Source organism: Paraburkholderia ribeironis (assembly GCF_900019265.1).
GTDB lineage: Bacteria > Pseudomonadota > Gammaproteobacteria > Burkholderiales > Burkholderiaceae > Paraburkholderia > Paraburkholderia ribeironis.
The window spans coordinates 82,454-106,833 of sequence record NZ_CYGX02000015.1 but is presented as its reverse complement, the minus strand read 5'-3'; the positions used below and the strand labels follow the sequence as shown (position 1 = coordinate 106,833).

Genomic DNA, 24,380 nt, shown 5'->3' with positions numbered 1-24,380 from the left:
ACCCACTCAGAACAGTTGCTTTTGCCCTGACATCAGCGTCGTGAAGTCGTCGCGCAGCAGCGGCAGGATGGCATCGGCGACGGGTTGCAGTTGCCGCGTCAGATAGTGTTCGTAGTCGATCGCCGAGCGCAGCGTCTCCAGCGGCTCGGGGCCGGCGACCGTCATCACGTAGCTGATCCAGCCGCCGTTCTGGTATTGCAGCGGGCGCCCCTGCCGACGATTGAACTCGTCCGCGACGCGTGCCGCGCGCACATGCGGCGGTACATTGCGTTGGTAGTCGCCAAGCGGTCTGCGCAGACGCTTGCGATACACGAGCTGTTCGTCGAGCTTGCCTTCGAGCGTATCGCGCACATAGTCGCGCACGTAGTCCTGATACGGCTGCTGCTTGAAAATGCGGCGGTAAAGCTCCTGCTGAAACTGCTGCGCGAGCGGCGTCCAGTCCGTGCGTACCGTTTCGAGTCCTTTGTAGACGATCTCTTCGCTGCCGTCCGGCAACACGGTGAGTCCGGCATAGCGTTTCTTGCTGCCTTCCTCCGCGCCGCGAATCGTCGGCATGAAGAAGCGCTGATAGTGCCGCTCGAATTGCAGCTCGAGCGCGCTGTCGAGCCCGAACCGCGTCTGCAGATTCGCGCGCCACCATGCATTGATATGCTCGACCAGCGCGCGGCCAATGCGGCCGGCTTGCGCTTCGTCGTGCGCGTGTTTCAGCCAGACAAACGTCGAATCGGTGTCGCCGTAGATCACCTCGTAGCCTTCAGCTTCTATCAGCTCACGCGTCGCGTGCATGATTTCATGGCCGCGCATCGTGATCGACGACGCGAGCCGCGGGTCGAAGAAGCGGCAACCGGTCGAGCCGAGCACGCCGTAAAAGGCATTCATGATGATCTTCAACGCCTGCGAAAGCGGCTTGTTGTGCTCGCGTTTGGCCGTCTCGCGTCCCTGCCAGACCTGCCCGACGATCGACGGCAGACAATGGCGCGTGCGTGAGAAGCGCGCGCCGAGAAAGCCCGGCACCGAGCGGTCGTCGGTGGGATTGCGCATGCCTTCCACCAGACCGACGGGGTCGATCAGAAAGGTGCGGATGATCGACGGATACAGGCTCTTGTAGTCGAGCACCAGCACGGAATCGTAGAGGCCCGGGCGCGAGTCCATCACGAAGCCGCCGGGGCTCGCCGCGCCCGCCACCTCGCCGAGATTAGGCGCGACGTAGCCTTGCCGATGCATGCGCGGCATATACAGATGCGTGAACGCCGCGACCGATCCGCCGCTGCGATCGGCGGGCAGGCCGGTCACGCTGGCGCGTTCGAGCAGGAACGGCAGTAACTCCGTCTTCGCGAAGATGCGCGTGACCAGCTCGCAATCCTTCAGGTTGTATTGGGCGAGCGCGGGCTTGTCCTCGTCGAAGCGGCGCTGGATTTCATCCATGCGCTGATACGGATTGTCGATCGACTTGCCTTCGCCCAACACCGCACGCGCCACGTGTTCGAGACTGAACGATGGGAAGCTCCAGGTCGCCGAGCGCAGCGCCTCGATGCCGTCGATGATCAGCCGCCCCGCAGCGCCGGCAAAGAAGTGATTGCGCGTGAGGCCGTGCTCGCGCCACTCCATCACCGCACCGCCGCGGCCGAGGCGCAGCGGTACGCGATACTGTTCGGCGTGCTGCTGCAGCACGCGCAGATCGAACTGCACGAGATTCCAGCCGATGATCGCGTCGGGGTCGTGCAGCTCCATCCACGCGTTCAGTTTTTCGAGCAACTGTGCGCGAGTTTCACAGTATTCGAGATCGAAGTCGAGCGCGCTCGCGGCGCCATTCGGCGGACCCAGCATATACACCTGGCGCTCGCCGCAACCTTCGAGCGCGATCGAATAGAGCTCGGCGTGCGCGCTGGTTTCGATGTCGAGCGAGACCGGCCGCAACGGCGGACGATAGCCGGTGGCCGGCTTCAATTCGCCATTCAGCAACGGGCCGCCAGTTTGCGGCTCGCCACCGAACCATACCGGCGCAGTGATGAAGCGCTCCATCATGTAGCGCTCGGGCGGGAACACGTCGGCTTCGTATACGTCGACGCCGCCTTGCTTCAGGCGCTTTTCAAAGCCGGTCAATTGCCGGTACTGTGAGCAATACAGCCCCATGACCGGCCGATGCTGGAAGTCGCACAACTCCAGCGCACGCAGATCGAGCGGCGCTTCGCGGCGCAGGATGGTTTCGGCGCGCTCGCGTTGTTCGGTCGGAATGAACGCGACCGACGGCTGAGGGCGCAGGCGGATGTGCCGGGGCCCGCCGTCTGTCGCCAGCCAGAAATCGATTTCCGTGCCGGCGGGCGTGTCCCGCCAATGTCGGGTCAAAATGAAACCCTGTTCAAGCTCAGTCAAACTTCCACCTTTAAACGGGCGTGATCGCCTTGCGCGATTTTACCGCCATGCGCGTTGAGGGGTGGCGAGCGGAACGTGTGCGCACGTGGTGCGCAACGGTGGGTGTGATGCAAACCGTGGTGTGTTTACGGCGCGGCTATCGCGTTACTCGCGGACTATCCGGGTAGTGAGGATATTGAATTTTTGGCCTGAGAATCAGGCCTCAAATCGGGCCTCGAATCAGGCCTCGAATCAGGCATCGAATCACGCATCGAATCACGCATCGAATCACGCATCGAATCACGCATCGAATCACGCATCGAATCACGCATCGAATCACGCATCCAACGCCAGCGTCGCAAACGTGGCCAACCAGTGCTCGCCCATATAGTCACCGGCCACGTGTGGCAGCGCGCAGTGCAAATGACGCTCGGCCGCATCGAGCAGCACCGTCCGACGTATGTCGCCCACCGGCAGCGCACGCGCGAGCGACCGCTGGCACCACGCGCGGCTCAGATTGAGGCCGTCCAGATGCGCGATCTTGCCGTCGCTACGATCGGTGACGATGACGGGTTCGAACAGCGTCTCGGGCTTTTTCGCGCCGAGGTCCGGCAGAAAGCGCCCGAACCAGTCGACGAATTGACCGGGCGGCAACACGCGCCGCATCAAATCCGCTTCCATCAGCGACGGCGACAGGAATTCGTCACCGGCCGGTTCCCACGCCTGGCACGCGACGTCGTTGAGAAACCAGCGCTCCGATGTATTGACGAGCAACGCCTCCAGCGATTCGCGCGAAGTCTGTCGCGAGAAATCCAGTGCAAGCGCGAGCGCGAAGGCCATGTTGAAGTGCGTGCCCACGCGCAGCGGATAGGTCGCTTTCGGCAAAAACTCCTCGAAGCGTTCGACGAACGTGTTGGTGAGCGGTGCGAGAGTCTTCGACCAGCGCGCGGCGTCCGCGAGCTTCAGCGATGCGAGTTGCGCGCTGAGCGTGAGCAGCCAGGCCCAGCCATACGGCCGCTCGAAACCGCGGTTGTGCGGCTGGTTGACATAGGCGAGTTCGCCGGCCACGTTGGCGTCGGTGAAATGCTCGTCGACCACTGCGACGATGCGTGCGGCCTCGGGCAGATCGGGAAAGCGGTCGAGCAGATACAGGATCAGCCAGTAGCCGTGCACGCACGAATGCCAGTCGTAGCTGCCGTAGAAGATCGGATGCAGGGCGCGCGGGCTTTGCACGTCCTGCGGGCCGGCGAGCGAATGAGTCAGCTTGTTCGGATATTCGCGCGTGAGGTGGGCGAGCGCGAGATTGGCGAATTTGGACGCGAATTCGCGTGTGAGTTGGGCAATCATCATCGGCTCCTCAAATGCGCAATGCGAGCAGGTACGACAGTATGGTGTTGGCGATCAACAATAGTAAAGCGCCCGGCCATTTGCGCTTCGATCGCGCCGTGGCGGTCTTTCAGCTCCAGCAGCGCTGCGGGCGCGATATTGAAGTGCGCGGCGTGAAGCGGGATCTGCGAAACCTGTCCTGCGATGCCGATCCGAATGCGATGGCGAATCTGCATGGCGATGCAGCGCCTTCACGTGACTCAACTCACCGTCGGTCAGGGTGCAGCGTGGTCACCATTGACGACGAAGACATGAACCCGATCAAGACCATGGACCAGGGCGGCGGTATAGCCTGGTCCGTAGGCGATCCTGCCTTCGACCAGGAAGCGACCGCCCGCACTAAAACCCCGAAGAGCAAAGGCGCGACAGTCGCCCAACTTGTACTCGCATGGTTGCTTGCCCAGAGCACCGACCTCGCTCCTATTCCAGGGACACGCAGCGAGGAACGCTTCGTCGAGAGTCCCCGCGCAATAGACAGAATTAGCAGAGCCGAAATCGAGCGTTCGCCGATTCAGCTTTGCTGCGTTGCCTCTCAATCCCGCCAGCGATGCCGGTTGCCCGACCATTTTTTACGACCAGGGGCAATTGCCTAGTTGACAGTCCAGATATTGGCTTCCTAATATGCATGCAACGCTGCACACAATTAAGCACACAAGATTGTGTGGTAGAGCGTTTAATACGGGATTACCCTTATTGGAGAGGTCACCATGGTTCGGCTGTCTCGTCTCACCCGTCAAGCTCTTCTGTGTTTTCTCGCGGTTGGCTGCGTCATGGCCAGTGCGCCTTCGCGCGCCGACGGCACCGGCTGGGAGAGCGTGAAGAAGGCTGGAGTCCTTCGTTGTGGCGCTGCAGTCGCGCCTCCCTATGTGATGCGTGACCCGAAAACCGGCGAGTACAGCGGCTTCTTCTCGGAACTCTGCCGTAACTTCGGGCAAAACGTTCTGAAAGTGAAGGTCGAGTTTGTCGATACCACCTGGGACAACATCGTCGCCGGCTTGCAATCGGACAAATGGGACTTGTCGATGGCGCTCAATCAAACGCCGGAGCGGGAGAAGGCGGTAAGCTTCTCGGCACCCGCCACGGATTACAACGTCTCGTTCGTCTACAACAAGAACAACCCCAAGATTCCGAAGAGCGCACACTCTGTCGCGGAAATCGACAAGCCGGGCGTGACCATTGCTGTCATGTCCGGCACGGCGCAGGACAAGGCAATCTCGGCCGTCATCAAGCAGGCGCAGATCATGCGGCTGCCCGGCAACGATGAAACGCGCCTCGCGCTCATGTCCAAACGCGCAGACCTGCTGGCCGACGCAAACATCACCAACATGCTGCTCACCGAAGCGCACCCGGAGTGGGCAGTGGCCATCCAGCCCAATCCTCCGCTCGCGCAACAGGAAGTTGCGTTTGGCCTCAGGAAAGAGACGCCCGCGAGCGATGTCGCCGTCCTCAACAACTATGTGAATGAGCAGGTGAAGTCCGGTGCAGTCAACCGACTCATCAAGACGTCAGTTCAGGCAATGCTCGTCACCAACAAGTAACGTCTGCCCGGTCGCATGACCGGGTTCGCCCCCGCCCTCCGTCTCGACGCAATCCCAGACGCTGCCCTCGGCAACCAGCGAGGCCGCTCTGCCTGAGCGTCTCTATGCCGACCGGCCTCGTTGGACCGCTCGTCGAGGCCGACCGGTAGAAGGGCAGCAGCCAATCGGGAAAAGCCGGGTTCGAATCGCACGTTCGAATCACACATCGCGTGCATCAAGGCGCGCTGCCCTGGAGAAATTTCATGTTGTCAACGCAAACCATGGTTTCCCAATCTTCGATTCCGTCGACAGTTCTGGATTTCTCGCCGTCGACGACTGGCGACTTCGTGCAGTTCACCGAGGTCTACAAGTCGTACGGCGAAAACCTGGTCGTGATGGATCATATGAATCTCGACATGCGCGCCGATGACCGGCTCGTCATCATCGGCCCGAGCGGAAGCGGCAAGAGTTCGCTGCTGCGCGTCATGATGGGATTGGAAGGCATCCAGGGCGGTCAAATCGGGTTCCAGGGCAAGCCGTACATCTACGGCGCCGATTCAGGCCGAACGAGACGCATCGACACCAAACTGCAGAAGCAGATCGGGATGGTGTTTCAGCACTACACACTTTTCCCCCACCTCTCTGTCCTGAGCAACCTCATCCTTGCGCCAGTCAAGGTTGGTGGCATCTCCAAGGCTGAAGCGACGGGGCGGGCCCGCATGTATCTCGCCCGTCTGGGTCTGGAAAGCAAACTTCACGCGTATCCCAGTCAGCTTTCCGGCGGCCAGAAGCAGCGCGTTGCGATTGCCCGTGCGCTGATGCTCGAACCGAAGCTGATGCTGTTCGACGAAGTCACTTCGGCCCTCGACCCTGAAATGGTGATCGAGGTGCAGAATGTGATGTTGCAGCTCGCCGAGCAGAAGATGGCGATGATTATCGTGACCCATGACATGCATTTCGCCCGCGACATCGCGACACGCGTCGTGTTTTGCGCGAGCGGAAAAATCGTGGAACAGGGCGCGCCCACCGAGATGTTCAAGTGTCCGAAGGAAACCCGCACCCGCGAGTTCCTCGAGAAGGTTCTGCATCTCGACTGAGGCCGGCCATGAACTACCACTTTGATTTCAATTTCCTGGCCGGGAGCTTCGGTTCCTTGCTCGACGGGCTGAAGGTCACGGTTGAGCTAGCGGTTGCGTCCAACGTCATGGGGCTGGTGCTGGGCTTTCTGCTGTGTCTTCTGGCGATGAGCCGCTGGGTAGTCGTTCGCTGGCCGGCGCAGTTGTTCATCGAATTTTTCCGCTGCACGCCGGCGCTGCTGCAAATCGTCTGGTTCTTCTACTGCATTCCGATGATGGTCGACGTTTTCATCGACCCCATCATGATGGGCGTTCTGGCGCTCGGCCTGAATCTGACGGCATTTAACGCAGAAGCCTATCGTGCGGGTGTCCAGGCAGTCCCGAAAGAGCATCTCGACGCATCCGTAGCGCTTGGGTTGAAGCCGTGGCAACGCACCGTCTATGTGGTTTTGCCCCAGGCGCTTCGCAGTGCGATGCCGGTGCTGATGACCAACGGCATCGGCAGCCTGCAGCAGAGCGCGCTAGTTGCCATCGTCGCGGTTGCCGACCTGATGTATGTCGGCAAGAGCCTCGCGACGCAGGCATATCGTCCGCTCGAAACTTACACGGTGGTCGCGCTCATTTACTTCGCGCTCTCGCTGCCGATTGCCAGACTGGTTCATGTGATCGAGCGTCGTCAGGACCTCGCAGTCAAGCGCTGAGGAGAACACCATGCATCTGGATTTCTCGTCTGTATTGCCTTACTGGATGGTCTTGCTCAAAGGCCTCGGACTCACCATTGCATTTACGAGCAGCTGTGCAGTCATTGGAAGTCTCGCGGGATTCGTCTTGAGCCTGCTGCGGATGTCACCGTCGCGGTGGATGAAGGCAGCGACGACTCTTTACGTCGAATTCTTTCGAGGTACACCGCTGCTGATTCAACTGTTCTGGGTCTTCTTCTGCTTTCCGGTTGTTTTCAGACTGCCGATTCCACCGTATCTCTCGGTCGTTATTTCGCTGACGCTCTACATGGCGGCCATCACCAGCGAGACGTTTCGTGGGGCATTGAAATCGATTTCCGCCGAGCAACATGACGCGTGCACCGCGTTGAGTCTCTCGCCTCAGGCAAAGATTCTGTACGTGATTTTTCCTCAGGCGCTGCTGCGAGCGATTCCGCCGTTGCTGTCCAACATCGTCAGTCTTTTCAAGGAGAGCGCACTCATCTCGTCGGTTGGTGTTGCCGACCTGATGTTCGTTGGTCAGAACATTTCGAACAGCACAGCACGACCGGTGGAGTTTCTGACCACGGTCGCGATGATTTACTTCCTTGTCGCTTTCCCGCTGACGCGTCTGGTCGGCGTGGTTGAGACGCGATTGCTCAGGCGTTTTGCCTACTAACCCCAGCACTTGTAAAGTTGGAGAATACACATGGAAATGAAAGGAATCCTGCCCGCCCTCGTGACGCCGTTCGACAGCAAGGGGGCTGTCGACCACGACACGCTCGCGAACATCATCGAGTATCAACTCAAAGCTGGCGTCAAGGGCTTTGTACCGCTGGGGTCGACGGGTGAATACTATGCGCTGAACAATGACGAGCGCCGTGCGGTTCTGAAGACGGTCCGCGAAGTGGTGGGCGAGCGTGGCATTCTGATTGCAGGTGCGAATGGTTCGTCGACGCGTGAAGTCATCGAACAGGTCAAGCAGACGCGTGACGCAGGCTATACGAATCTGCTCATCGCTCCGCCGTACTATGCTCTGCCGTCGCAGGAAGAGCTCATCGGGCACTATGAAGCTATCCTGGAAGCTGCACCGGACATCAATCTGGTTCTTTACAACTATCCGGTCCGCACCAACGTCGAGGTCGGCTTTGGCGTCCTGGAAGCGTTCAGGAACCACCCGCGCGTTGTCGGCATCAAGGAAAGCAGCGGCAACCTGCTGCGCGCGATTGAAATCGGCTCGAAGTACAAGGACGACTATCAGCTTTCCTGCGGCTCCGATGACCAGGCGCTCGACTTCTTCCTCTGGGGGGCGACAAGCTGGATCTGCGGACCCGCTAACTGCTTTGCAAAGCAGACGGTCGATATCTACAACAAGTTCGCTGCCGGCGACATTTTTGGCGCTCAGGCGGTCATGCGCTCGCTCTTCCCGGTGATGGCTATCATGGAAGCAGGCAAGTTCGTGCAGAAGGTGAAGTACGGTTGCGAACTGGCGGGCTTCAATGTCGGCAATGCACGCTTGCCGCTCAAGCCACTGACCGACGAGGAAAAGGCGGAATTCCGCAAGGTGTTCGAAGCGGCGCAGCGCTGATTCACGTCACGCACCGCCCTCGCTCGAGGGCGGTGATTCTGCAAAGAGATCGAGCAAATGTCCAGACATAGTTTTACTTGCATCGAAGGTCATACCGAAGGTATGCCGGTCCGTATGGTCATCAACGGTGGCCCTGAACTTCAGGGGGCGACGATGAATGACCGGCGCAAGTATTTCGTTGAGCACTACGACTGGGTTCGCCGCGCGTTGATGCTGGAGCCGCGTGGTCATTCCCACATGTCCGGAACGATTTTTTATCCGCCATTGACCGCAAACGCAGATTTCAGCCTGCTGTTCATCGAAACGTCCGGGTGCCTCCCCATGTGCGGTCACGCGACGATTGGCTCGATATCGTTCGCGCTGCAAGCAGGTCTTGTCTCGCCGAAGCAAGCGGGGACCGTCGTCGTGGATGTGCCGGCTGGTCAGGTGACGGCACGCTATGAAATGGCGGGTGAGCGCGTCTCGTCGGTTCGCTTTACGAATGTCGCCAGCTTCCTGCTCCATCGCGACGTCGAGGTCACGTTGCCTCAACTCGGGAAACTTTCGGTTGACATTGCCTATGGCGGCAACTTCTATCCGATTGTTGAAATGCAGGCGAACTATCCGGGCTGCGAACACTTTGCCCCTGAGCAACTACTCGAGTGGGGGCGAGACATGCAGCGGCTCGTCAACGAGACTATCGAAGTGGTTCACCCGGACAATCCGCACATTCGCGGAGTGAAGCATTGCATGTGGACGGGCCGCCCGCTTGCCGACGATGCCGATGGACGCTCCGTGGTTATCGCAGGTGACAGTCTCATCGACCGGTCGCCGTGCGGAACGGGCAGTTCGGCGCGCGTGGCGCAGCGGTTTGCGCGCGGTCTCCTGGCCGAAGGCCAGCCGTTCAGGCATGAAAGCCTGATTGGCAGCCGTTTCATCGGCCGCGTCGAGGCGACGACCAGACTCGAAAGCGGTCTTGACGCCGTGTACCCGAGCATTGAAGGGCGCGCATGGATTACGGGTCGTGGAGAACATTATGTCGACGACTCGCAGCCCTACGCACATGGATTCAGTCTGCAGGAGTTCGTCAAGTGAATGCCGTGCCTCGTGAACGAATTGCCGGAACGCCGCATCCTGCTGTGCATGAAGAAGCAGTGGTGATTGGCGGTGGCATTGTCGGCGTGTGTTGCGCGCTCTATCTGCAACGCGATGGCTATGCGGTCACCCTCATAGACCCGGAAGCGCCTGGCAATAGCACGGCAAAGTGGAGCTGCGGACAGATGGCGGTCAGCGAGGTCATTCCGCTGTCGAAGCCGGGCATCCTGATGAAAGTACCAGGCTGGCTCATCGACCAGAAGGGACCGCTGGCTTTACGTCCCCAAGCGCTGCCGCGCATTCTGCCATGGTTCTTGCGTTTCGTAGCATCGGCGCGCCATGCGAAGATTGTCGACATCGCGCAATCGATGGCGTCGCTCACACACGACGTGTACGCGGATTACGCGCCGCTGCTTCAGATGTGCGAAGACAAGACACTCCTCGGGCAGCTGCCCGTCCTCGAGCTCTTCGACAGCCCGACCGCGATAGAACGCGACAAGGCGCATCTCGACTTGCGGCAATCGCTCGGCTTCTCTTATCAGCGGTTAAACGCCAAAGATATCGCCGACCTGGAACCGGCACTCGCGGGACGCTTTTCACACGGTCTGCTATTTCCGGACTGGCGGTTCGTCAGCGACACCGAGGGTTTCATCGCGGCCTTGACCGCGAGCTTTGTTGCCAATGGCGGCACTCGGGTGCGCTCGAGCGCCGCGCGGATCGATGAAGCGTCGGGGCTGGCCACCGGTGTCACGCTCACAAGCGGACAGCAAATCGCGGCCAAACATGTGGTCGTTGCCGCCGGCACGGGGTCACGAAAGTTTTTTGGCCAGCTTGGCGTGAGCGTTCCGCTCGAAGGCGTTGCTGGCTACCAGGTGCTTGTGCCGAACCCGCAAGTTGAGATTCGGCATTCAATCATCTATGCCGACGGTGGCTTCTGCTTCACCCCCATGACTCGTGGCTTGCAGATAGGCGGCACCATCGAGTTCGCGGGTCGCGACGCGCAGCCCAACTTCAAGCGCGCCGAAATCATTCTGGAAAAAGCGCAACGGATACTGCCCGGACTCCGGACAGACCAGATTGAATTTGGCGTTGGTTACAGGCCGTTCCTGCCGGACACCAAACCGGTCATCGACCGTTCGCACCGGTTGCAAAACGTCTTTATGGCTTTCGGTCATGGTCAGCTCGGACTCACACTGGGCGCGACCACAGGGAGATTGATCGGCGACATGGTCGCCGGCCGTACGACGAAACAAAACCTGGCGCCCTTTAGTGCCTATCGCTTTGCCTGACAGAGACAACTCATGAAATCATACGACCAACTTTTCATCAATGGCCGTTGGGTATCGCCCGTCAAGGGCGGAACATTCGAGACTATCGACCCTTGCACGGAAAGGGTCATCGCGAGCGTCGCGGCGGCGACCGCGGAGGATGTGGACCTTGCCGTGAAAGCGGCGCGAGAGGCATTCGACCATGGTCCATGGCCACGCATGAGCGGGGCCGAACGCGGCGCCGTCCTGCGCAAAATCGCAAGCGGCATCCGCGCACGGCTGCCCGAACTGGCAGAAGTCGAAGTACGCGATAACGGCAAGCCGTTGCCCGAAGCACTGTGGGACCTGGGCGATGCCGCGGGCTGCTTCGAGTTCTACGCTGGACTTGCAGAAGAACTCGACGGGAAGGCCGAAAATGCAGTCGCGCTGCCCGACGACCGCTTCAGTTCAATTGCAAGGAAAGAGCCAGTTGGGGTGGCAGGTGCGATTATTCCGTGGAACTTTCCTATGCTGATGGCCGCGTGGAAGGTCGCACCGGCGCTTGCAGCGGGTTGCACGATGGTTCTCAAGCCGTCGGAGCTTACGCCTCTCACAGCGCTTGAACTCGGCAACATTGCTGCTGCGGCTGAACTTCCCGCTGGCGTACTGAACATCGTCACTGGCTTTGGCACGGATGCCGGTGCTGCGCTGAGCGAGCATCCCGGCATCGATAAACTGGCTTTCACCGGTAGCGTTCCGACTGGAAGCAAAATCATGCAGACCGCGGCGCGCGACATCAAGAACGTCAGTCTCGAGTTGGGCGGCAAGTCACCGTTCATCGTTTTCGACGACAGCGACATTGAGGCGGCTGTCGAGTGGATTATGTTTGGCATCTTCTGGAACCAGGGGCAGGTCTGCTCTGCGACGTCTCGCGTCCTGGTGCAGCGTGGCATCTATGAACGTCTGCTTGAACGACTGACGGATGAAGTGCGCAAAATTCGCATCGGCAGCGGACTCGAGGATGGTGTTCTGCTCGGCCCGATCGTTAGCCGGGGACAGTACGACAAGGTTCAGGAAGCGCTCGCGCGTGGCAAGCTCGAGGGGGCACGTCTTGTGACAGGCGGCGGTCGCCCCGCGCATCTCAAGACCGGCTATTTCATGGAACCGGTCGTGTTTGCAGATGTTGCTGAAACCAGCTGGATCTGGCGGGAGGAAATTTTTGGCCCTGTCGTCTGCATCCGACCGTTTGAGGACGAAGCGCAAGCACTGCGGTCGGCCAACGATTCGCGTTTCGGTCTCGCTGCCGCCGTCATGTCAAAAGACCTTGAACGTTGCGACCGCGTTGCGCGTGCTTTGCGAGCAGGCATTGTCTGGATCAACTGCTCACAGCCGACCTTCACCGAAGCGCCCTGGGGCGGCTACAAGCAAAGCGGCATCGGCCGTGAACTGGGCGAGTGGGGCCTGAATAACTATCTGGAAACGAAGCAGATTACCAGGTACGACAGCGACAAGCCATGGGGCTGGTACATCAAGTAAGGCAGGTCGATCATGCGCTGGAAAAGGACACTTCAACTCGTCGACGTTCACTGCGAAGGTGAGATCGGCAAGGTCATCACAGCAGGGGTGGTCGGCATTCCCGGTGAGACCATGCTCGACAAGATGAACTACATCAACGAAGTCGACGACAGTCTGCGACGACTGGTCGTGCTTGAACCGCGTGGTTGTCTCCAGATGTCGGTCAATCTTCTGTTGCCGCCAACGCGTCCCGAAGCACACGCGGGCTTCATTGTGTTGCAGGCGGACAAGGCGCATCCGATGTCAGGGAGCAATGCAATCTGCGTGGTCACAGCGTTGCTCGAGCTTGGCATGGTCGAGATGCAGGAGCCGCAAACGACGGTCGTTCTGGACACACCGGCGGGGCTTGTGACCGCTCGCGCGACTTGCAGGGAGGGGCGTTGCACGGGCGTTTCGCTCGATATGGTGCCATCGTTCGTCGAACAGCTTGACGTCAGCATCGAAACACCGAAGTTCGGAAAAATAAAGGCGGATATCGCTTTCGGGGGCGTCTACTATGCACTCATCGATGTGGACCAGGTTGGGTTGGAGATTGCGCCAGAGAATGCGCGCGAACTGGCCGAACTCGGTGTTTCGCTAAAGGGTGTCATCAACCAGCAGATTCAGATACAGCATCCTCTCTTCCCGCAAATCAACGAAGTCGCGTATGTGATGTTTCGCAATCGCATCAGTGACGATCTGTACCAGACCTGCACAACCCTCCCACCCGGTCGCGTTGACAGATCCCCGTGCGGAACGGGGAGCTCGGCCAATCTGGCGACGCTGGCGGCCCGCGGTCTGGCTGACGTCGGTAGCAGGTTGACGTCCCGTTCGACAATCGGCGGTGAGTTCAGCATTGAGTTGCTCGCAAAGACGGAGGTGGGCGGCAGGCCAGCCGTGCTGCCACGCGTTCAGGGGCGAGCATGGGTCTATGGCATACGGCAAATCGGCGTCGACCCCGATGACCCGCTGGCCGCCGGATTCATGCTCAGCGATACGTGGGGCTCGGGTTTCCCGAAGGTCTGAAAGGGAGTGGGGACGGTGATAAACTTGAAAGCGCGTCCCTCTTTTCGGGCCCACAATGACAGCGGTGAAATCATGAGCAAAGGTACGAGCGAGACGGAGACCAACGGTCGGCGGCACGGCGGACGGTATATCTACGAGGAACTGCGCAAGCAGATTCTGACGCTAAAGCTGAAGCCGGGCGCGCCATTGGATGAGGTGTCGCTCGCCGCACAATTCGGACTTTCGCGTTCTCCGGTACGTGACGCGCTCGCCCGGCTGATAAGCGAAGGTCTGGTGACGATTCTTCCAAACCGGACGACGCTTGTTACGCCGTTTGAAATCGAAGAATTTCCGAAGTATGTGTCGGCTCTCGACCTTATCCAGCGTGCCGTTACCCGCCTCGCCGCATTGCACCGGACGGAAGCCGACCTCGCGCGCATCCGCAAAGCGGACGACACCTACATGCAGGCGGTCGATAGCGGCGATTTCAATGCAATGTCCGAAACGAACAAGGCATTGCACATGGCGATTGCGCATGCTGCAAATAATCCTTACTTCGTCGGATACTACGAGCGGCTTCTGGGCGAAGGTCAGCGCCTCTTGCACCTTCACTTTGATTTCACGGTGACGTCTCCGACGGCGGCAAAGCTGGGGCGTGACCATGCGGACATGATTGACGCCATTGCGCGCAAAGACGCTGAGGCCGCCGAGAGACTCGCGCACGAACACACCATGCTGTTCCAGAAGCGGTTCCTCGATTACATGAGACAGAACATGACGGAATCGATGGCGATTCTGTGAGCGAACATAGGCAGCTTTGGTCCCTCCAAGGCTGCCTTTTTTACATTGACTCCTGCCAGCGCTGCGCCTGCATGAGATTTTTGTTGTACTTCATCACCGGCGTCTGGCCGGTGATGAAAGCGTGTGACTTCGACCAGCCGAGGCCCAAGCGCACGGTGAGGCTTCCGTGTTTGGCAGCCGCATCGACAGCGCTGGGGTCATCAGTCACATACAGGCCCGGGATGCCGATCTTGCCGGGAGCGCGCCTGATTTCCATCAGGGAGTTCAAAACGGCGGCCGGCGCCTCGACTTGCGAACCCGAGTGGCCATGGCCACGCGCTTCAAAGCCATGTCATCTGTACCAGGAACTGGCCATGCGCTAAGTGTCACAGCCAGTCGGTCTCGAAGCTGCATGCGGTGAGTGGCACGCAACCGTGCTCCGTCAGCACAACTTGCTGTTCGAGCTTGACACCTTGGGTGCCTCCGTCCGCACCGATATAGCTTTCAACGCACAGCGTCATTCCGGTTTCGAATTGCCCGTCGTAGCCCGCGCTATCCCAATCTACCTGGTGAGCGATCGACGGATATTCGTCGACCATTCCAATGCCGTGGGCGAGGCAGCAATATCTGTTTTTCAGGAACTGCTCTGGAATCTTCCAAGCTTTATCGGAGAACTCCCGGAATGTCATGCCCGGCCGCAAAAGGTCCATGTTGAAATGGACTTGTTTATAGGCTGTTTCATAGAGCCTGCGCTGCTCATCGGACGGACGACCGCCACCCACGAGCCAGGTGCGGGAAATGTCTGAGCAGTAGCCGTTTGGCCCAACCATATCTGTGTCGAACGCCAGAAGCTCGCCGGCTTGCAAAGTTCGCGCGGAGCATTCATGCATCCACGGGTTGGTCCGGTCTCCGGAAGCAAGAAGCCTTGTTTCAATCCACTCTCCGCCGTGCCGGATGTTCTCGAAATGAAGGTTTGCCCAAAGGTCCTGCTCGGTTATGCCCGGACGCAGTTCGCGTTGCATGCGTTCGATGCCTTTCTCGCACGTGCGCAACGATTCTCCGATCAGGACGAGTTCGCCGGCTGATTTGATGGCCCGGGCTTCTTCCATCAAGACCTGCCCATCCAGTAGAGTCAGTCCGTTCTTCTGCAGATACGCTGCCCCCATCGGGTCGAGCCGGTCGACTGCCAACCGGCAGTCATTCGGCGCGTGCTTCCTGAACACGTCCACCACCTCCGCTCCCCAGACTTCGGCGCGGGACTCGGCCGCGTGCCCGGCATTGAAGAACGTCCAGCTCACGGCGCTGCGTAGTTCGACATGGAGATCCAGGCCGTCCCATACATGCTCGCAGCTGTGAAACTCCCATGCGACGACACGGCCGTCGGCAAAAATCATCACGTACCGCGACGGATTGCGCCCGGCCCACACTTGCATGTTGGACGTGTCGGTTGCATAGCGAATGTTCACCGGGTCATACAGCAGAATTGCCGGGACCTTATGCCTGAGTAACTGCTGCTGCACCCGCGCGAGCCGATACGCCCGTACGTCTCGCAAAATCACATCTTTGCCATCCAGTTCGACTGCGTTATCCGTATCGAAGAGCTGGTCGCCCGCCATACTGCTGCTCCTGGGAATATTTGGGTGGTGAATTTGCAGCGAATGAGGCCTGGCGTAGCTGATCGACGCTGGGCCCGCGCGCAAGCTTTCGATGGGCGCGTCGCGCGCCGTTGCCAATGGTCTATAGCTCCAGCACCAGGTCCGACGTCGGCCGGCTGCAGCAGAGCAGTCGGAATCCCTTCTGGACCTCTCTGTCGCGAATCCCACCGTTGTGCTTCATGTCGACCGTGCCTTCGAGGACCTTGGTCTTGCATGTACCGCATATGCCCTGGCTGCAAGACGACGGGATAGGCACGCCGGCTTTTCTTGCGGCGGAGAGCACGGTTTCCGAAGCACGCGTCGTGAATGTCTTCGAGGAGCGCGAGAGCTTCACGGTGAAGGTCTCATGAGCGGTGTCGTTCTCTGGTGCAGCAGGTTCTGGCGCGGCACCGGCGGCGATATCAAAGCTTTCCTGGTGGTAGCGTGCCGGGTCATGTCCGCCTTCGCGGAGCAACTCGCGCACTGCGCTCATGTAGCCAGCGGGACCGCAAGTGAAGACTTCGCGCTCGGCATAGTCCGGCACCCATTCGGAAAGCAGTTGCAGACTGAGTCGGCCTGTCGGTCCCGACCAATCCTCTTCATCTCCGAGGCCTTCACAGACGAAGAACGTGCGAAGGCCACCAGAGAGCTCCACGAGTCTCTGCAGCTCTTTGCGGAAAACGATATCTGCGGGTGTCCTCGCGCTATGAACGAACACGATGTCCCGATCCAACCCGAGGTCGATGCTTGCACGCGTCATCGACATCAGCGGCGTAACTCCTGAGCCTGCGGATAGGTACAGCGACTTTGCGGCGCGACCAGATGCCGGGGTGAAGCTGCCCGATGGGCCGTACGCGCGCAACTGGTTTCCGGGCTTCATGTTCTCGTGAAGCCAGTTCGACATGGTGCCGCCCGGCACTCGCTTGACTGTAATGGACAGCAGATAGGGGCGCGTCGGTGGAGATGAAATCGTGTAGCACCGCTCGACCGACTGCCCTTGCACGTTTGCCGACACGGTCATGAACTGACCCGGTTCGAAACGGACGGGAGTGCCATCGCCAATCTGGAATTCGAAGCTTTTGACATCGTGGGTCTCGTCAACCACACGGCAACATGTCAGAGTCTGCTGCTCGTTGCTCGCCCAAAGCGTTCCACCACATTCCCATGTGCCGGCGCTGGAAAGTCTATCTTCTGCTTGCGGCGCAGGGTCGAACATTCTTTCTACCAGGTTCATAGCATCAAATCTGTTGGGACGCCTTGCGCTCATTCGGCTGCCTACCAGCGCGTGAACTGCTCAACGTGCATTGTCGTGAGTCGCGAAAGCAGAGTGCCGTTCAGCATCGATGCCGGACTCCATTCTTCTGATGTTGCCTCTCTTCGTTCGGACTGCCTTCGATGTGCCTTGAGTATTGGTGTGCGATAGGACAGCGTCAATGCGCTTTATTTTCCCGACTCTATTACATTGGGTAATACGTCGCGCAGAGTCGACCTGGCGCGGGGAAATAGCAAGTCTTCTCGCAAGCTCTTCAGGGTTCACAATGGAACCAGTTGATACAGACTCGCTGATGAATGACAAGTCGAGCGCGCTAGCGAAAACGCGCCGTACGAATTCCAGCCGGCGTCTTGCGCGACGCTGCCGATTTGCGCAGCGATGACGACGACATGGTTGCAGTCTTCCGCTTCGTTGAAGGTGGTCCATGCGGACAGCTGCACGCCGCAGCTGGCTCTGACGAGGTTCAGGTTCTCGCCGCCAATTTGGCGTGCATGACGCCTGGGTCTGCTTTTTGTCGCCCACGTCGCTGGTGAAAGTTTGGCGGAAGGACTATTTCGAATCCGCCACTGGTGTTTTTAACTTGTTTTATTCTCTTATATCGCAAAATAAGAGTAGTAAGTATCTTGCAAGAGCACAATTCATAAAATAAAACTACTATGCCTCGCCGCAGCGCGGATCGTCGGCAACGGCCACATATCACCGCCTCAAAGGGGCTTTTTCTCAGTAACTTCCCTTATTAGACACATTGTCTTCTTGACGAAGACAAATTGTAGACACAGGATATTTCCAACCGGAGGACACATGAAAGCGAACGTCGTTGAAATCGATCGTGAGGAAGGACAGTCATCGTCCCAGGACCGCAAGGCAGCTTTGGGACAGGCTTTACGGCACCGCATCCTCAGCATGGAACTGGCGCCGGGTTCGACCCTGGACGAGGTCGCGCTGAGCGAGGAGTTCGGGATGTCCCGCCCACCCGTGCGGGAGCTCATGCGGCAGATGGCAGCTGAAGGCTATATCGAACTCGAGGCGAATCGCGCCGCTCGCGTTGCGTCCATGAACTACGACTCGCTGCGAAACTATTTTCTGGCGGCTCCGTTGATTTATGTTGCGACCACCAAGCTCGCAGCAACGCACGCGACACAGGCGGAAATCGACGGGCTGAAGCGAATCCAGGAGCGGTTTCGCGCAGCGGTGGAAGGTGTCGATGTGGATGAGAGGGTTTTGCAGAACGACCAGTTTCACCTTGCAATCGGCAAGATGGCTCACAACCCGTATCTGTTGCCAAGCTTGTGCCGCCTGCTAATCGACCATGCACGGTTAGGCAAGACGTTTTATCAGCCGCGCGACGAGCGAATGGATGCTGAACTCGCGCAAGCGCTTCAGCAGCATGAGGACATCATCGATGCCATTCAGCGCCGTGACGCAGAAGCGGCTGGCGAAGTCGTGCGCGCGCATGTTTACCTGGCGCGGCGAAACATGGCGTCGTACGTAACACCAGAAGGCGTCAATGTGTCGATTGACTTCTAGCTTCGTGAACCGAGTGACGTGTTCGGTTCCTCATGAAAACCCGCATCAATGAGAGACTGATATGACTGATTTGCTGTCCAGAAGCGAATATAAAAAAATCGCTCTTGAGTTGAAGCTGCCGAGTCTCGCCATTATCGATGGCAAGGCTAGCGGTGCAGCGTCTGGCAAGACGTTCGCGACGTTCAATCCGGCAACGGGCGAGCACCTCGCAGACGTGCCGGCTTGCTCGCAGGAGGATGTTGATGCTGCGGTCGCCAGCGCACGCGCCGCATTCGCTGACGGACGCTGGTCCAGGCTGCACCCCGCTGCGCGCAAGCAGGCGATTCTGCGGCTGGCAAACCTCATCGAGAAGAATGCTCTCGAGCTGTCGGTCATGGAGAGCCTCGACAGCGGCAAGACCATCTTCGACTGCCAGACGGTCGACGTTCCCGAAACGATCAACGTACTTCGCTGGCACGCGGAGGCAATCGACAAAATCTACGACCAGGTATCGCCAGCTTCTGATAGCCACATCGCGATGATTGTGCGCGAGCCGGTCGGCGTCGTCGGCCTGGTGTTGCCATGGAACTTCCCGCTGCTGATGCTCGCATGGAAAATCGGACCGTCTCTTGCTGCAGGCTGTTCGCTGGTCGTAAAGCCCGCTGAAGAAACTTCATTGACGACCATGCGCGTCGCTGAACTTGCGCTCGAGGCAGGCATTCCTCCGGGTATCTTCAACGTCGTGACGGGTACGGGACCCTCGGTCGGCGAACCCATCGGTCGTCATCGCGACATCGACATGGTGTCTTTCACCGGTTCGACTGATACCGGGCGGCGATTCCTTTCCTATTCGGCCGAGAGCAATCTCAAGGAGATTGTGCTCGAAATGGGCGGGAAGAACCCTTGCATCGTGATGTCCGATATTACCGACGTCGACTCAGTGGCCGGCCATATCGTCAACGGCGCGTTCTGGAACATGGGCGAAAACTGCTCGGCCATTTCCAGGCTCATCGTGCATCGCGATATCAAGGCGACCCTGCTCGACAAAATCACGACGCTCGCTGAGGAGTGGCGCGTCGGCGACCCGCTTGACCCCGCACACCGAATCGGGCCGCTGGTTTCTCAACAGCATTACGAGAAGGTGCAGTCGTATCTGTCCGACGACAACACAGTGCTCTATGGCGGTCAGACGAGCGACGGGCGCTACGTTCACCCGACCATCATCGACGTGGGGAGCAACGACGCCAGGCATGCTCAAGAAGAAATCTTCGGACCGATTCTGTCGGTGATCACTGTTGACAGCCTGCAGGAGGCAATCGACATCGCGAACGACACCGACTATGGCCTTGCTGCTTCCGTGTTCGCCGGCAACGGCAAGCGTGCGATGCGTGCGGCGCGTGCGATCCGGGCAGGCACCGTGACGGTGAACTCGTTTGGCGAAGGTGACATTACCACCCCGTTTGGCGGATACAAGCAATCGGGCTTCGGTGGACGCGATAACTCTCTCAGTGCGCACGACCAGTACACGCAACTGAAGACTATCTGGCTCGACCTGAACGATAACGAAATGGAAGAAGCGTAACGACATGAAAGACTTTTCTTTTACTGGCATCAATCTGGCAATTAGTACTCCTTTCAATGAACACGGTAAGCCGGACTTCAATCGACTGGAGCAGCTGATCGAGCGTTACCTTGCTGCGGGCGTTCGCGGCTTCGTGCTGAGCTCGGGCACCGGTATGCACGTCTACCTGTCGCAGGAGGAATCGAAAGCGCTGGTGGCATTCGGGGCGAAGGTTATTGACGGGCGAGCCCGAATTGTCGCCCAGACGTCCGCTCTGCTAGTTGAAGATGTCGTGGAGCGAACCCGTCATGCGGCCGACTGTGGCGCGGGCGCTGTGATGGTGCTGCCGCCGTTCTTCGAGGGACCGACGGACGATGACGGTGTCTTCGAATTCTATTCCGCTGTTGCGCGCGCCGGTCTGCCAATCATCGGTTACAACGTGCCGCAAGCTGTCGGCGTGGAAATCACGCCAGCGCTTTTGCGTCGACTGTGCGAGATTCCCGAGTTCCTCGCTGTAAAGGACAGTAGTGGAGATTTGTCCAGACAAGCGGCTCTCGTTCGAACGGGCCTTCCCGTGATGAACGGTGCGGACCCGCTCGTGCCGTACGCAATGTATGCCGGCGCACGTGGCCTCATCTGGGGCGGAGCGAATTTTGCACCGAAGACATGCATCGAGCTCGTCGCGGCTGCACAGGCGCATTGGTGGGACGACGCCAGAGAAATCTGGCGGTTGCTGGAGCCCGCCATGTCATTGATCTGGGAAGGGGACTATGTGCAGTCGGTGTACGCAGCTTCGGAAATGACAGGTTATGGAGCGGGAAATCCGCGACGTCCGTTGTCGCGTCTGTCGGCCCAGAAAATCGACGTCCTGAGGAACGCCCTGGGTGACCTTGTCGAGCGCGAAAGATTGGCGGTTTAAGGAATTGGGCGAAATATCATGTTCGTAGCGAGCAAACTTCCCCAGCACCTTGGCCAATCAGGTTGGGTAGCCATGCTGCCTCCCCGGACGCCGCGGCCGTCGTTGAACGGCACGATAAGCGCCGATATTGCCGTCATTGGCGCGGGCTTCGCTGGACTATCGGCAGCCCGGCGTCTGTCGCAACTCGACCCAAAACTTAAAGTTGTCATCGTGGAGGCCGGAGAAATTGCAGAGGGCGCCACCGGGCGCAACTCGGGTTTCATTATCGACTTGCCTCACGAAGTCTCATCCGAAGACTACAGTGGTTCGGACGGTGACGAGCGGCGACACGATATCAAGGTTCATCGTTTGGCGATTGCTCTCGCACGCGAGCTGGCCACCGAAAAGGGCTGGGGCAAAGACATCTTCGACGCTTGCGGAAAGTACAACGTCGCGATGGGTCCGCAAGGCGACAAACATGTCGTGTCGTACGCAAAGCAGTTGGAAAAGATAAGGGAGGAGTATTGCCTTCTCGATGCAAAGGAGATTGCCAGCGTAACGGGGACGAATTCGTTCACGTCAGCGATTTATACCCCCGGCACCGTCATCATCCAACCCGCAGCTTACATCAGAGGCCTGGCCGATTCTTTCGGCGACCTGGTCAAGCTTTTCGAGAATACACCGGCGTTGTCATTCGAGCGACAGGGCACATCGTGGCGTATCAAGACGCCGAATGGTGTCATCAACGCGGGAAAGATCATTCTTGCGAATAACGGACAGGCGCAGAGCTTTGGTCTGTTCCGGGGCGTGCTCCTGCATGTGTATACGTACGCGTCGATGACTGAGGCATTTACCCCCGCGCGGCTGGGCGGTCACCGCTCGTGGGCGGCAACGCCTGCGTTCCCGATGGGAACAACGGTTCGCAGGGTACCGGGCGAGGCGGGCGACCGGATTCTGATTCGCTCCCGCTATACCTACAACCCGGGCATGCAGGTGAGTGATGGAGCGATTGCCCGGGCTGGTCGGATACACGACCGCAAGTTTGAAGCACGCTTTCCCATGTTGAAGGGTGTGCAGATGCAATATCGATGGGCTGGCGCCATGGCACTCACATGGAATGGAGTCCCGGCGTTCGGTGAGATTGAGCCCGGAATCTTCGCCGCAATTGCGTGCAATGGAGTCGGCGCCACCAAGGCAACCGCGTCCGGGATTGCTGCCGCCGAGGCTGCACTGGGTGTCGATTCATGGTTGGTAGACGTCTTTCGAGGCTTCGCCGCCCCTAAGCGACTTCCGCCGCAGCCCTTCTTGACGATAGGCGCAACAGCGAATTTGAGCGTCAAGGAATGGTCGGCTGGTTTGGAGTAAGGAACTGCATCTTCACGTGCGCAAACCGGCAGTGATTCCCGACGAGCATCCGAATGACGGAGGAAGAAATGGATTGGCTAACAAGATTCCCACATATGCAGGATGACGCGCTTCTCGGCATGAAGCGTTCAATCGATGACAGCTTTCGCGCCTTCACCGCAGCATACGGCGACCCCATCGACAATGCGTTCCAGCCGCTGCAGCAATTCCTGACGGCAGCGGAGCACTTCATGACCCGCACGCCGTGGCCAATCATCATGCTGCTGATTCTTGCAGTGGCGTGGGCCGCAAGCAGGAACTGGAAAATCGTGGTTGGCTGCTGCGTCACGCTTGCTGCGATTGGATACCTCGACATGTGGCAGGACACGATGAGAACCGTGTCGATGATTTTCGTTTGCACGTTCCTGTCAATCGTCATCGGCTTGCCAATCGGCATTCTCATGGCAAAGTCGGACCGGGTCCGCAGGCTGGTCGACCCGGTACTCGACGTGATGCAAACCATGCCCAGCTTCGTTTATCTGATTCCGGTCGTCATGTTGCTTGGCATCGGACGCGTGCCCGGCCTTATCGCCGTCGTCATTTACGCGATTCCGCCGATGATTCGACTGACCAATCTCGGCATCCGCCTGGTTGACAAGGACATCCTTGAAGCCGCCGACGCTTTCGGTTCCTCGGGCTGGCAACGACTCGTGAAAGTCCAGTTGCCGCTCGCGCTCCCGACCATCATGGCAGGCGTCAACCAAACCATCATGATGGCGCTGGCCATGGTTGTCGTCGCTGCGATGATCGGCGTTCAAGGTCTCGGCCAACCGGTGCTGAAGGCCATCGCAAACCAGTACTTCACGCTCGGCATCTTCAACGGTCTTGCTATCGTGGGCATCGCGGTCATCTTTGACCGCGTCAGTCAGGCATATGGCAAGCGGCTCCAAAAGCACCAGGAGGTGGTCCATGGCTGACATCAAAGCCGGCGGCATCAAAATCCAGAATCTCTACAAGATTTTCGGGCCGAAAGCCGCATCCTATGTTGGCGCCGTCAAAAATGGTCTGTCCAAGGCCGAGTTGCTCAAGCAGCACGGTCACGTGCTTGGATTGAGGGACATCAATCTGGATATCCCTGCCGGTTCCATCCAGGTCATTATGGGACTGTCTGGCTCGGGCAAGTCGACGCTTATCCGGCACATCAATCGATTGATCGACCCGACGGCCGGCGAGGTGATGATTGGCGGCGTCGACGTGTGCAAGATGAAGGAAAAGGACCTGCGCGAATTTCGCCGACGCCACACCGCGATGGTGTTTCAGAAGTTCGCGCTGCTTCCCCATCGCAACGTGCTCGACAACGTCATCTACGGTCTCGAGATTTGCGGTGTCGCGCGCAACGCCGCTGTCGAGACAGCGATGAGATGGATTGAGCGCGTGGGCCTCAAGGGATTCGAGCAGCGCTTTCCAAATCAGTTGTCTGGTGGCATGCAGCAACGTGTGGGTCTGGCACGCGCTCTTGCGATGGACGCGCCTGTTCTTCTGATGGACGAAGCGTATTCGGCGCTTGATCCGCTGATCCGTATGGATATGCAAACAGTCCTGTTGGACCTTCAGAAGGAAATCCGCAAGACGATCGTCTTCATTACGCACGACCTGGATGAGGCACTGCGACTCGGTGACCAGATCGCCATTTTGCGCGACGGAAATGAGGAAGCGATTTCGATGCTGACACGCAACCCCGAAATCGATCAGTTGACTGTTGTTGGGGCAGGAAATCAGCCGCTTGGAACCGTGAGTCTCCGTCAGTTGGCGTGTGCACTGATTACGACCGAAGAAGGATGCGACATGGTTCGTGTGTCAGCCGATGAGCGCGCTTGCGTAGATGCT

22 protein-coding genes and 2 pseudogenes are annotated in these 24,380 nt (G+C 58.9%); 17 read left to right on the top strand and 7 right to left on the bottom strand.

Annotated elements, in window-relative coordinates:
* Window positions 1–6: 6 nt before the first annotated feature.
* The 3 genes from BN2475_RS08175 to BN2475_RS36490 form a co-directional block, all read right to left on the bottom strand.
* Window positions 7–2,373, bottom strand: a complete 2,367-nt coding sequence (locus BN2475_RS08175; RefSeq protein WP_094779032.1) for a DNA polymerase II — start codon at window positions 2,371–2,373, stop codon at window positions 7–9.
* Between the two features lie 315 nt (window positions 2,374–2,688).
* Window positions 2,689–3,699, bottom strand: a complete 1,011-nt coding sequence (locus BN2475_RS08170) for a DUF2891 domain-containing protein (protein WP_094779106.1) — start codon at window positions 3,697–3,699, stop codon at window positions 2,689–2,691.
* Window positions 3,699–3,914, bottom strand: a complete 216-nt coding sequence (locus BN2475_RS36490) for a 5-oxoproline transporter, DUF979 family subunit (protein ID WP_425435490.1) — start codon at window positions 3,912–3,914, stop codon at window positions 3,699–3,701. The genes BN2475_RS08170 and BN2475_RS36490 overlap by 1 nt, the downstream gene beginning before the upstream one ends.
* 75 nt (window positions 3,915–3,989) lie before the next feature.
* On the opposite strand from BN2475_RS36490, the gene BN2475_RS36485 reads away from it, so the two are divergent.
* The 11 genes from BN2475_RS36485 to BN2475_RS08115 all read left to right on the top strand — a co-directional run bounded on the left by BN2475_RS36485 (window position 3,990) and on the right by BN2475_RS08115 (window position 14,298).
* Window positions 3,990–4,331 (top strand): hypothetical protein, encoded by a 342-nt coding sequence (locus BN2475_RS36485; protein ID WP_143325748.1) that lies wholly within the window; start codon window positions 3,990–3,992, stop codon window positions 4,329–4,331.
* Window positions 4,332–4,508: 177 nt separating this feature from the next.
* The gene (locus BN2475_RS08160) at window positions 4,509–5,276 is read left to right on the top strand and encodes a substrate-binding periplasmic protein (RefSeq protein ID WP_245841192.1); all 768 of its coding nucleotides are present in this window, start codon (window positions 4,509–4,511) and stop codon (window positions 5,274–5,276) included.
* A gap of 242 nt (window positions 5,277–5,518) precedes the next feature.
* On the top strand, window positions 5,519–6,352 hold the full coding sequence (locus BN2475_RS08155; protein ID WP_094779029.1) for an amino acid ABC transporter ATP-binding protein: 834 nt from the start codon (window positions 5,519–5,521) through the stop codon (window positions 6,350–6,352).
* Window positions 6,295–7,032: an amino acid ABC transporter permease gene (locus BN2475_RS08150; RefSeq protein WP_245841188.1), complete on the top strand. Its 738-nt coding sequence runs from the start codon at window positions 6,295–6,297 to the stop codon at window positions 7,030–7,032. Before BN2475_RS08155 ends, BN2475_RS08150 begins: the two co-directional genes overlap by 58 nt.
* Before the next feature lie 10 nt (window positions 7,033–7,042).
* Window positions 7,043–7,708, top strand: a complete 666-nt coding sequence (locus BN2475_RS08145) for an amino acid ABC transporter permease (protein WP_094779027.1) — start codon at window positions 7,043–7,045, stop codon at window positions 7,706–7,708.
* Between the two features lie 30 nt (window positions 7,709–7,738).
* Window positions 7,739–8,617 carry a 4-hydroxy-tetrahydrodipicolinate synthase gene (dapA, locus tag BN2475_RS08140; protein WP_094779026.1) on the top strand — a complete coding sequence of 293 codons (879 nt, stop codon included), beginning with the start codon at window positions 7,739–7,741 and terminating at the stop codon, window positions 8,615–8,617.
* 57 nt (window positions 8,618–8,674) lie between these two features.
* Entirely contained in the window at window positions 8,675–9,691 is a 1,017-nt protein-coding gene (locus tag BN2475_RS08135) for a 4-hydroxyproline epimerase (RefSeq protein WP_094779025.1), read from the top strand.
* Entirely contained in the window at window positions 9,688–10,980 is a 1,293-nt protein-coding gene (locus tag BN2475_RS08130) for an NAD(P)/FAD-dependent oxidoreductase (RefSeq protein ID WP_245841186.1), read from the top strand. Before BN2475_RS08135 ends, BN2475_RS08130 begins: the two co-directional genes overlap by 4 nt.
* Before the next feature lie 12 nt (window positions 10,981–10,992).
* On the top strand, window positions 10,993–12,474 hold the full coding sequence (locus tag BN2475_RS08125; protein ID WP_094779023.1) for an aldehyde dehydrogenase family protein: 1,482 nt from the start codon (window positions 10,993–10,995) through the stop codon (window positions 12,472–12,474).
* 12 nt (window positions 12,475–12,486) lie between these two features.
* Window positions 12,487–13,518, top strand: a complete 1,032-nt coding sequence (locus BN2475_RS08120) for a proline racemase family protein (protein ID WP_094779022.1) — start codon at window positions 12,487–12,489, stop codon at window positions 13,516–13,518.
* Window positions 13,519–13,590: 72 nt separating this feature from the next.
* On the top strand, window positions 13,591–14,298 hold the full coding sequence (locus tag BN2475_RS08115) for a GntR family transcriptional regulator (RefSeq protein ID WP_174641898.1): 708 nt from the start codon (window positions 13,591–13,593) through the stop codon (window positions 14,296–14,298).
* A gap of 55 nt (window positions 14,299–14,353) precedes the next feature.
* On the opposite strand, the pseudogene BN2475_RS08110 reads toward BN2475_RS08115, so the two are convergent.
* The 4 genes and pseudogenes from BN2475_RS08110 to BN2475_RS08095 form a co-directional block, all read right to left on the bottom strand.
* Window positions 14,354–14,626 (bottom strand): annotated as a pseudogene (locus BN2475_RS08110) (formaldehyde dehydrogenase, glutathione-independent); the annotation flags it as partial.
* A 37-nt stretch (window positions 14,627–14,663) separates the two neighbouring features.
* Complete coding sequence (locus BN2475_RS08105) at window positions 14,664–15,893, bottom strand: M24 family metallopeptidase (protein ID WP_094779021.1); 1,230 nt, start codon at window positions 15,891–15,893, stop codon at window positions 14,664–14,666.
* A 121-nt stretch (window positions 15,894–16,014) separates the two neighbouring features.
* On the bottom strand, window positions 16,015–17,145 hold the full coding sequence (locus BN2475_RS08100; protein ID WP_094779020.1) for an FAD-binding oxidoreductase: 1,131 nt from the start codon (window positions 17,143–17,145) through the stop codon (window positions 16,015–16,017).
* A gap of 299 nt (window positions 17,146–17,444) precedes the next feature.
* On the bottom strand, window positions 17,445–17,624 hold the full coding sequence (locus BN2475_RS08095; RefSeq protein WP_094779019.1) for a hypothetical protein: 180 nt from the start codon (window positions 17,622–17,624) through the stop codon (window positions 17,445–17,447).
* A 361-nt stretch (window positions 17,625–17,985) separates the two neighbouring features.
* On the opposite strand from BN2475_RS08095, the gene BN2475_RS08090 reads away from it, so the two are divergent.
* The 6 genes and pseudogenes from BN2475_RS08090 to BN2475_RS08065 form a co-directional block, all read left to right on the top strand.
* The gene (locus tag BN2475_RS08090; RefSeq protein ID WP_094779018.1) at window positions 17,986–18,711 is read left to right on the top strand and encodes a GntR family transcriptional regulator; all 726 of its coding nucleotides are present in this window, start codon (window positions 17,986–17,988) and stop codon (window positions 18,709–18,711) included.
* Window positions 18,712–18,772: 61 nt separating this feature from the next.
* Window positions 18,773–20,272 (top strand): aldehyde dehydrogenase, encoded by a 1,500-nt coding sequence (locus tag BN2475_RS08085; protein ID WP_094779017.1) that lies wholly within the window; start codon window positions 18,773–18,775, stop codon window positions 20,270–20,272.
* Window positions 20,273–20,276: 4 nt separating this feature from the next.
* Window positions 20,277–21,170: a dihydrodipicolinate synthase family protein gene (locus BN2475_RS08080; RefSeq protein WP_094779016.1), complete on the top strand. Its 894-nt coding sequence runs from the start codon at window positions 20,277–20,279 to the stop codon at window positions 21,168–21,170.
* Window positions 21,171–21,188: 18 nt separating this feature from the next.
* Window positions 21,189–22,514, top strand: a complete 1,326-nt coding sequence (locus tag BN2475_RS08075) for an NAD(P)/FAD-dependent oxidoreductase (RefSeq protein ID WP_094779015.1) — start codon at window positions 21,189–21,191, stop codon at window positions 22,512–22,514.
* A 53-nt stretch (window positions 22,515–22,567) separates the two neighbouring features.
* Window positions 22,568–23,470, top strand: a complete 903-nt coding sequence (locus BN2475_RS08070) for an ABC transporter permease (protein ID WP_218023685.1) — start codon at window positions 22,568–22,570, stop codon at window positions 23,468–23,470.
* Window positions 23,463–24,197: pseudogene (locus BN2475_RS08065) on the top strand (ATP-binding cassette domain-containing protein); the annotation flags it as partial. The gene BN2475_RS08070 and the pseudogene BN2475_RS08065, both read left to right, overlap by 8 nt.
* Between the last annotated feature and the right edge of the window lie 183 nt (window positions 24,198–24,380).

Coding starts and splice junctions, on each gene's coding strand:
- BN2475_RS08070 (WP_218023685.1), top strand. CDS start 22,568: ATGACGGAGGAAGAAATGGATTGGCTAACAAGATTCCCACATATGCAG.
- BN2475_RS08075 (WP_094779015.1), top strand. CDS start 21,189: ATGTTCGTAGCGAGCAAACTTCCCCAGCACCTTGGCCAATCAGGTTGG.
- BN2475_RS36485 (WP_143325748.1), top strand. CDS start 3,990: ATGAACCCGATCAAGACCATGGACCAGGGCGGCGGTATAGCCTGGTCC.
- BN2475_RS08090 (WP_094779018.1), top strand. CDS start 17,986: ATGAAAGCGAACGTCGTTGAAATCGATCGTGAGGAAGGACAGTCATCG.
- BN2475_RS08145 (WP_094779027.1), top strand. CDS start 7,043: ATGCATCTGGATTTCTCGTCTGTATTGCCTTACTGGATGGTCTTGCTC.
- BN2475_RS08155 (WP_094779029.1), top strand. CDS start 5,519: ATGTTGTCAACGCAAACCATGGTTTCCCAATCTTCGATTCCGTCGACA.
- BN2475_RS08125 (WP_094779023.1), top strand. CDS start 10,993: ATGAAATCATACGACCAACTTTTCATCAATGGCCGTTGGGTATCGCCC.
- BN2475_RS08160 (WP_245841192.1), top strand. CDS start 4,509: ATGGCCAGTGCGCCTTCGCGCGCCGACGGCACCGGCTGGGAGAGCGTG.
- BN2475_RS36490 (WP_425435490.1), bottom strand. CDS start 3,914: ATGCAGATTCGCCATCGCATTCGGATCGGCATCGCAGGACAGGTTTCG.
- BN2475_RS08115 (WP_174641898.1), top strand. CDS start 13,591: ATGAGCAAAGGTACGAGCGAGACGGAGACCAACGGTCGGCGGCACGGC.
- BN2475_RS08135 (WP_094779025.1), top strand. CDS start 8,675: ATGTCCAGACATAGTTTTACTTGCATCGAAGGTCATACCGAAGGTATG.
- dapA (WP_094779026.1), top strand. CDS start 7,739: ATGGAAATGAAAGGAATCCTGCCCGCCCTCGTGACGCCGTTCGACAGC.
- BN2475_RS08085 (WP_094779017.1), top strand. CDS start 18,773: ATGACTGATTTGCTGTCCAGAAGCGAATATAAAAAAATCGCTCTTGAG.
- BN2475_RS08105 (WP_094779021.1), bottom strand. CDS start 15,893: ATGGCGGGCGACCAGCTCTTCGATACGGATAACGCAGTCGAACTGGAT.
- BN2475_RS08080 (WP_094779016.1), top strand. CDS start 20,277: ATGAAAGACTTTTCTTTTACTGGCATCAATCTGGCAATTAGTACTCCT.
- BN2475_RS08170 (WP_094779106.1), bottom strand. CDS start 3,699: ATGATTGCCCAACTCACACGCGAATTCGCGTCCAAATTCGCCAATCTC.
- BN2475_RS08120 (WP_094779022.1), top strand. CDS start 12,487: ATGCGCTGGAAAAGGACACTTCAACTCGTCGACGTTCACTGCGAAGGT.
- BN2475_RS08100 (WP_094779020.1), bottom strand. CDS start 17,145: ATGAACCTGGTAGAAAGAATGTTCGACCCTGCGCCGCAAGCAGAAGAT.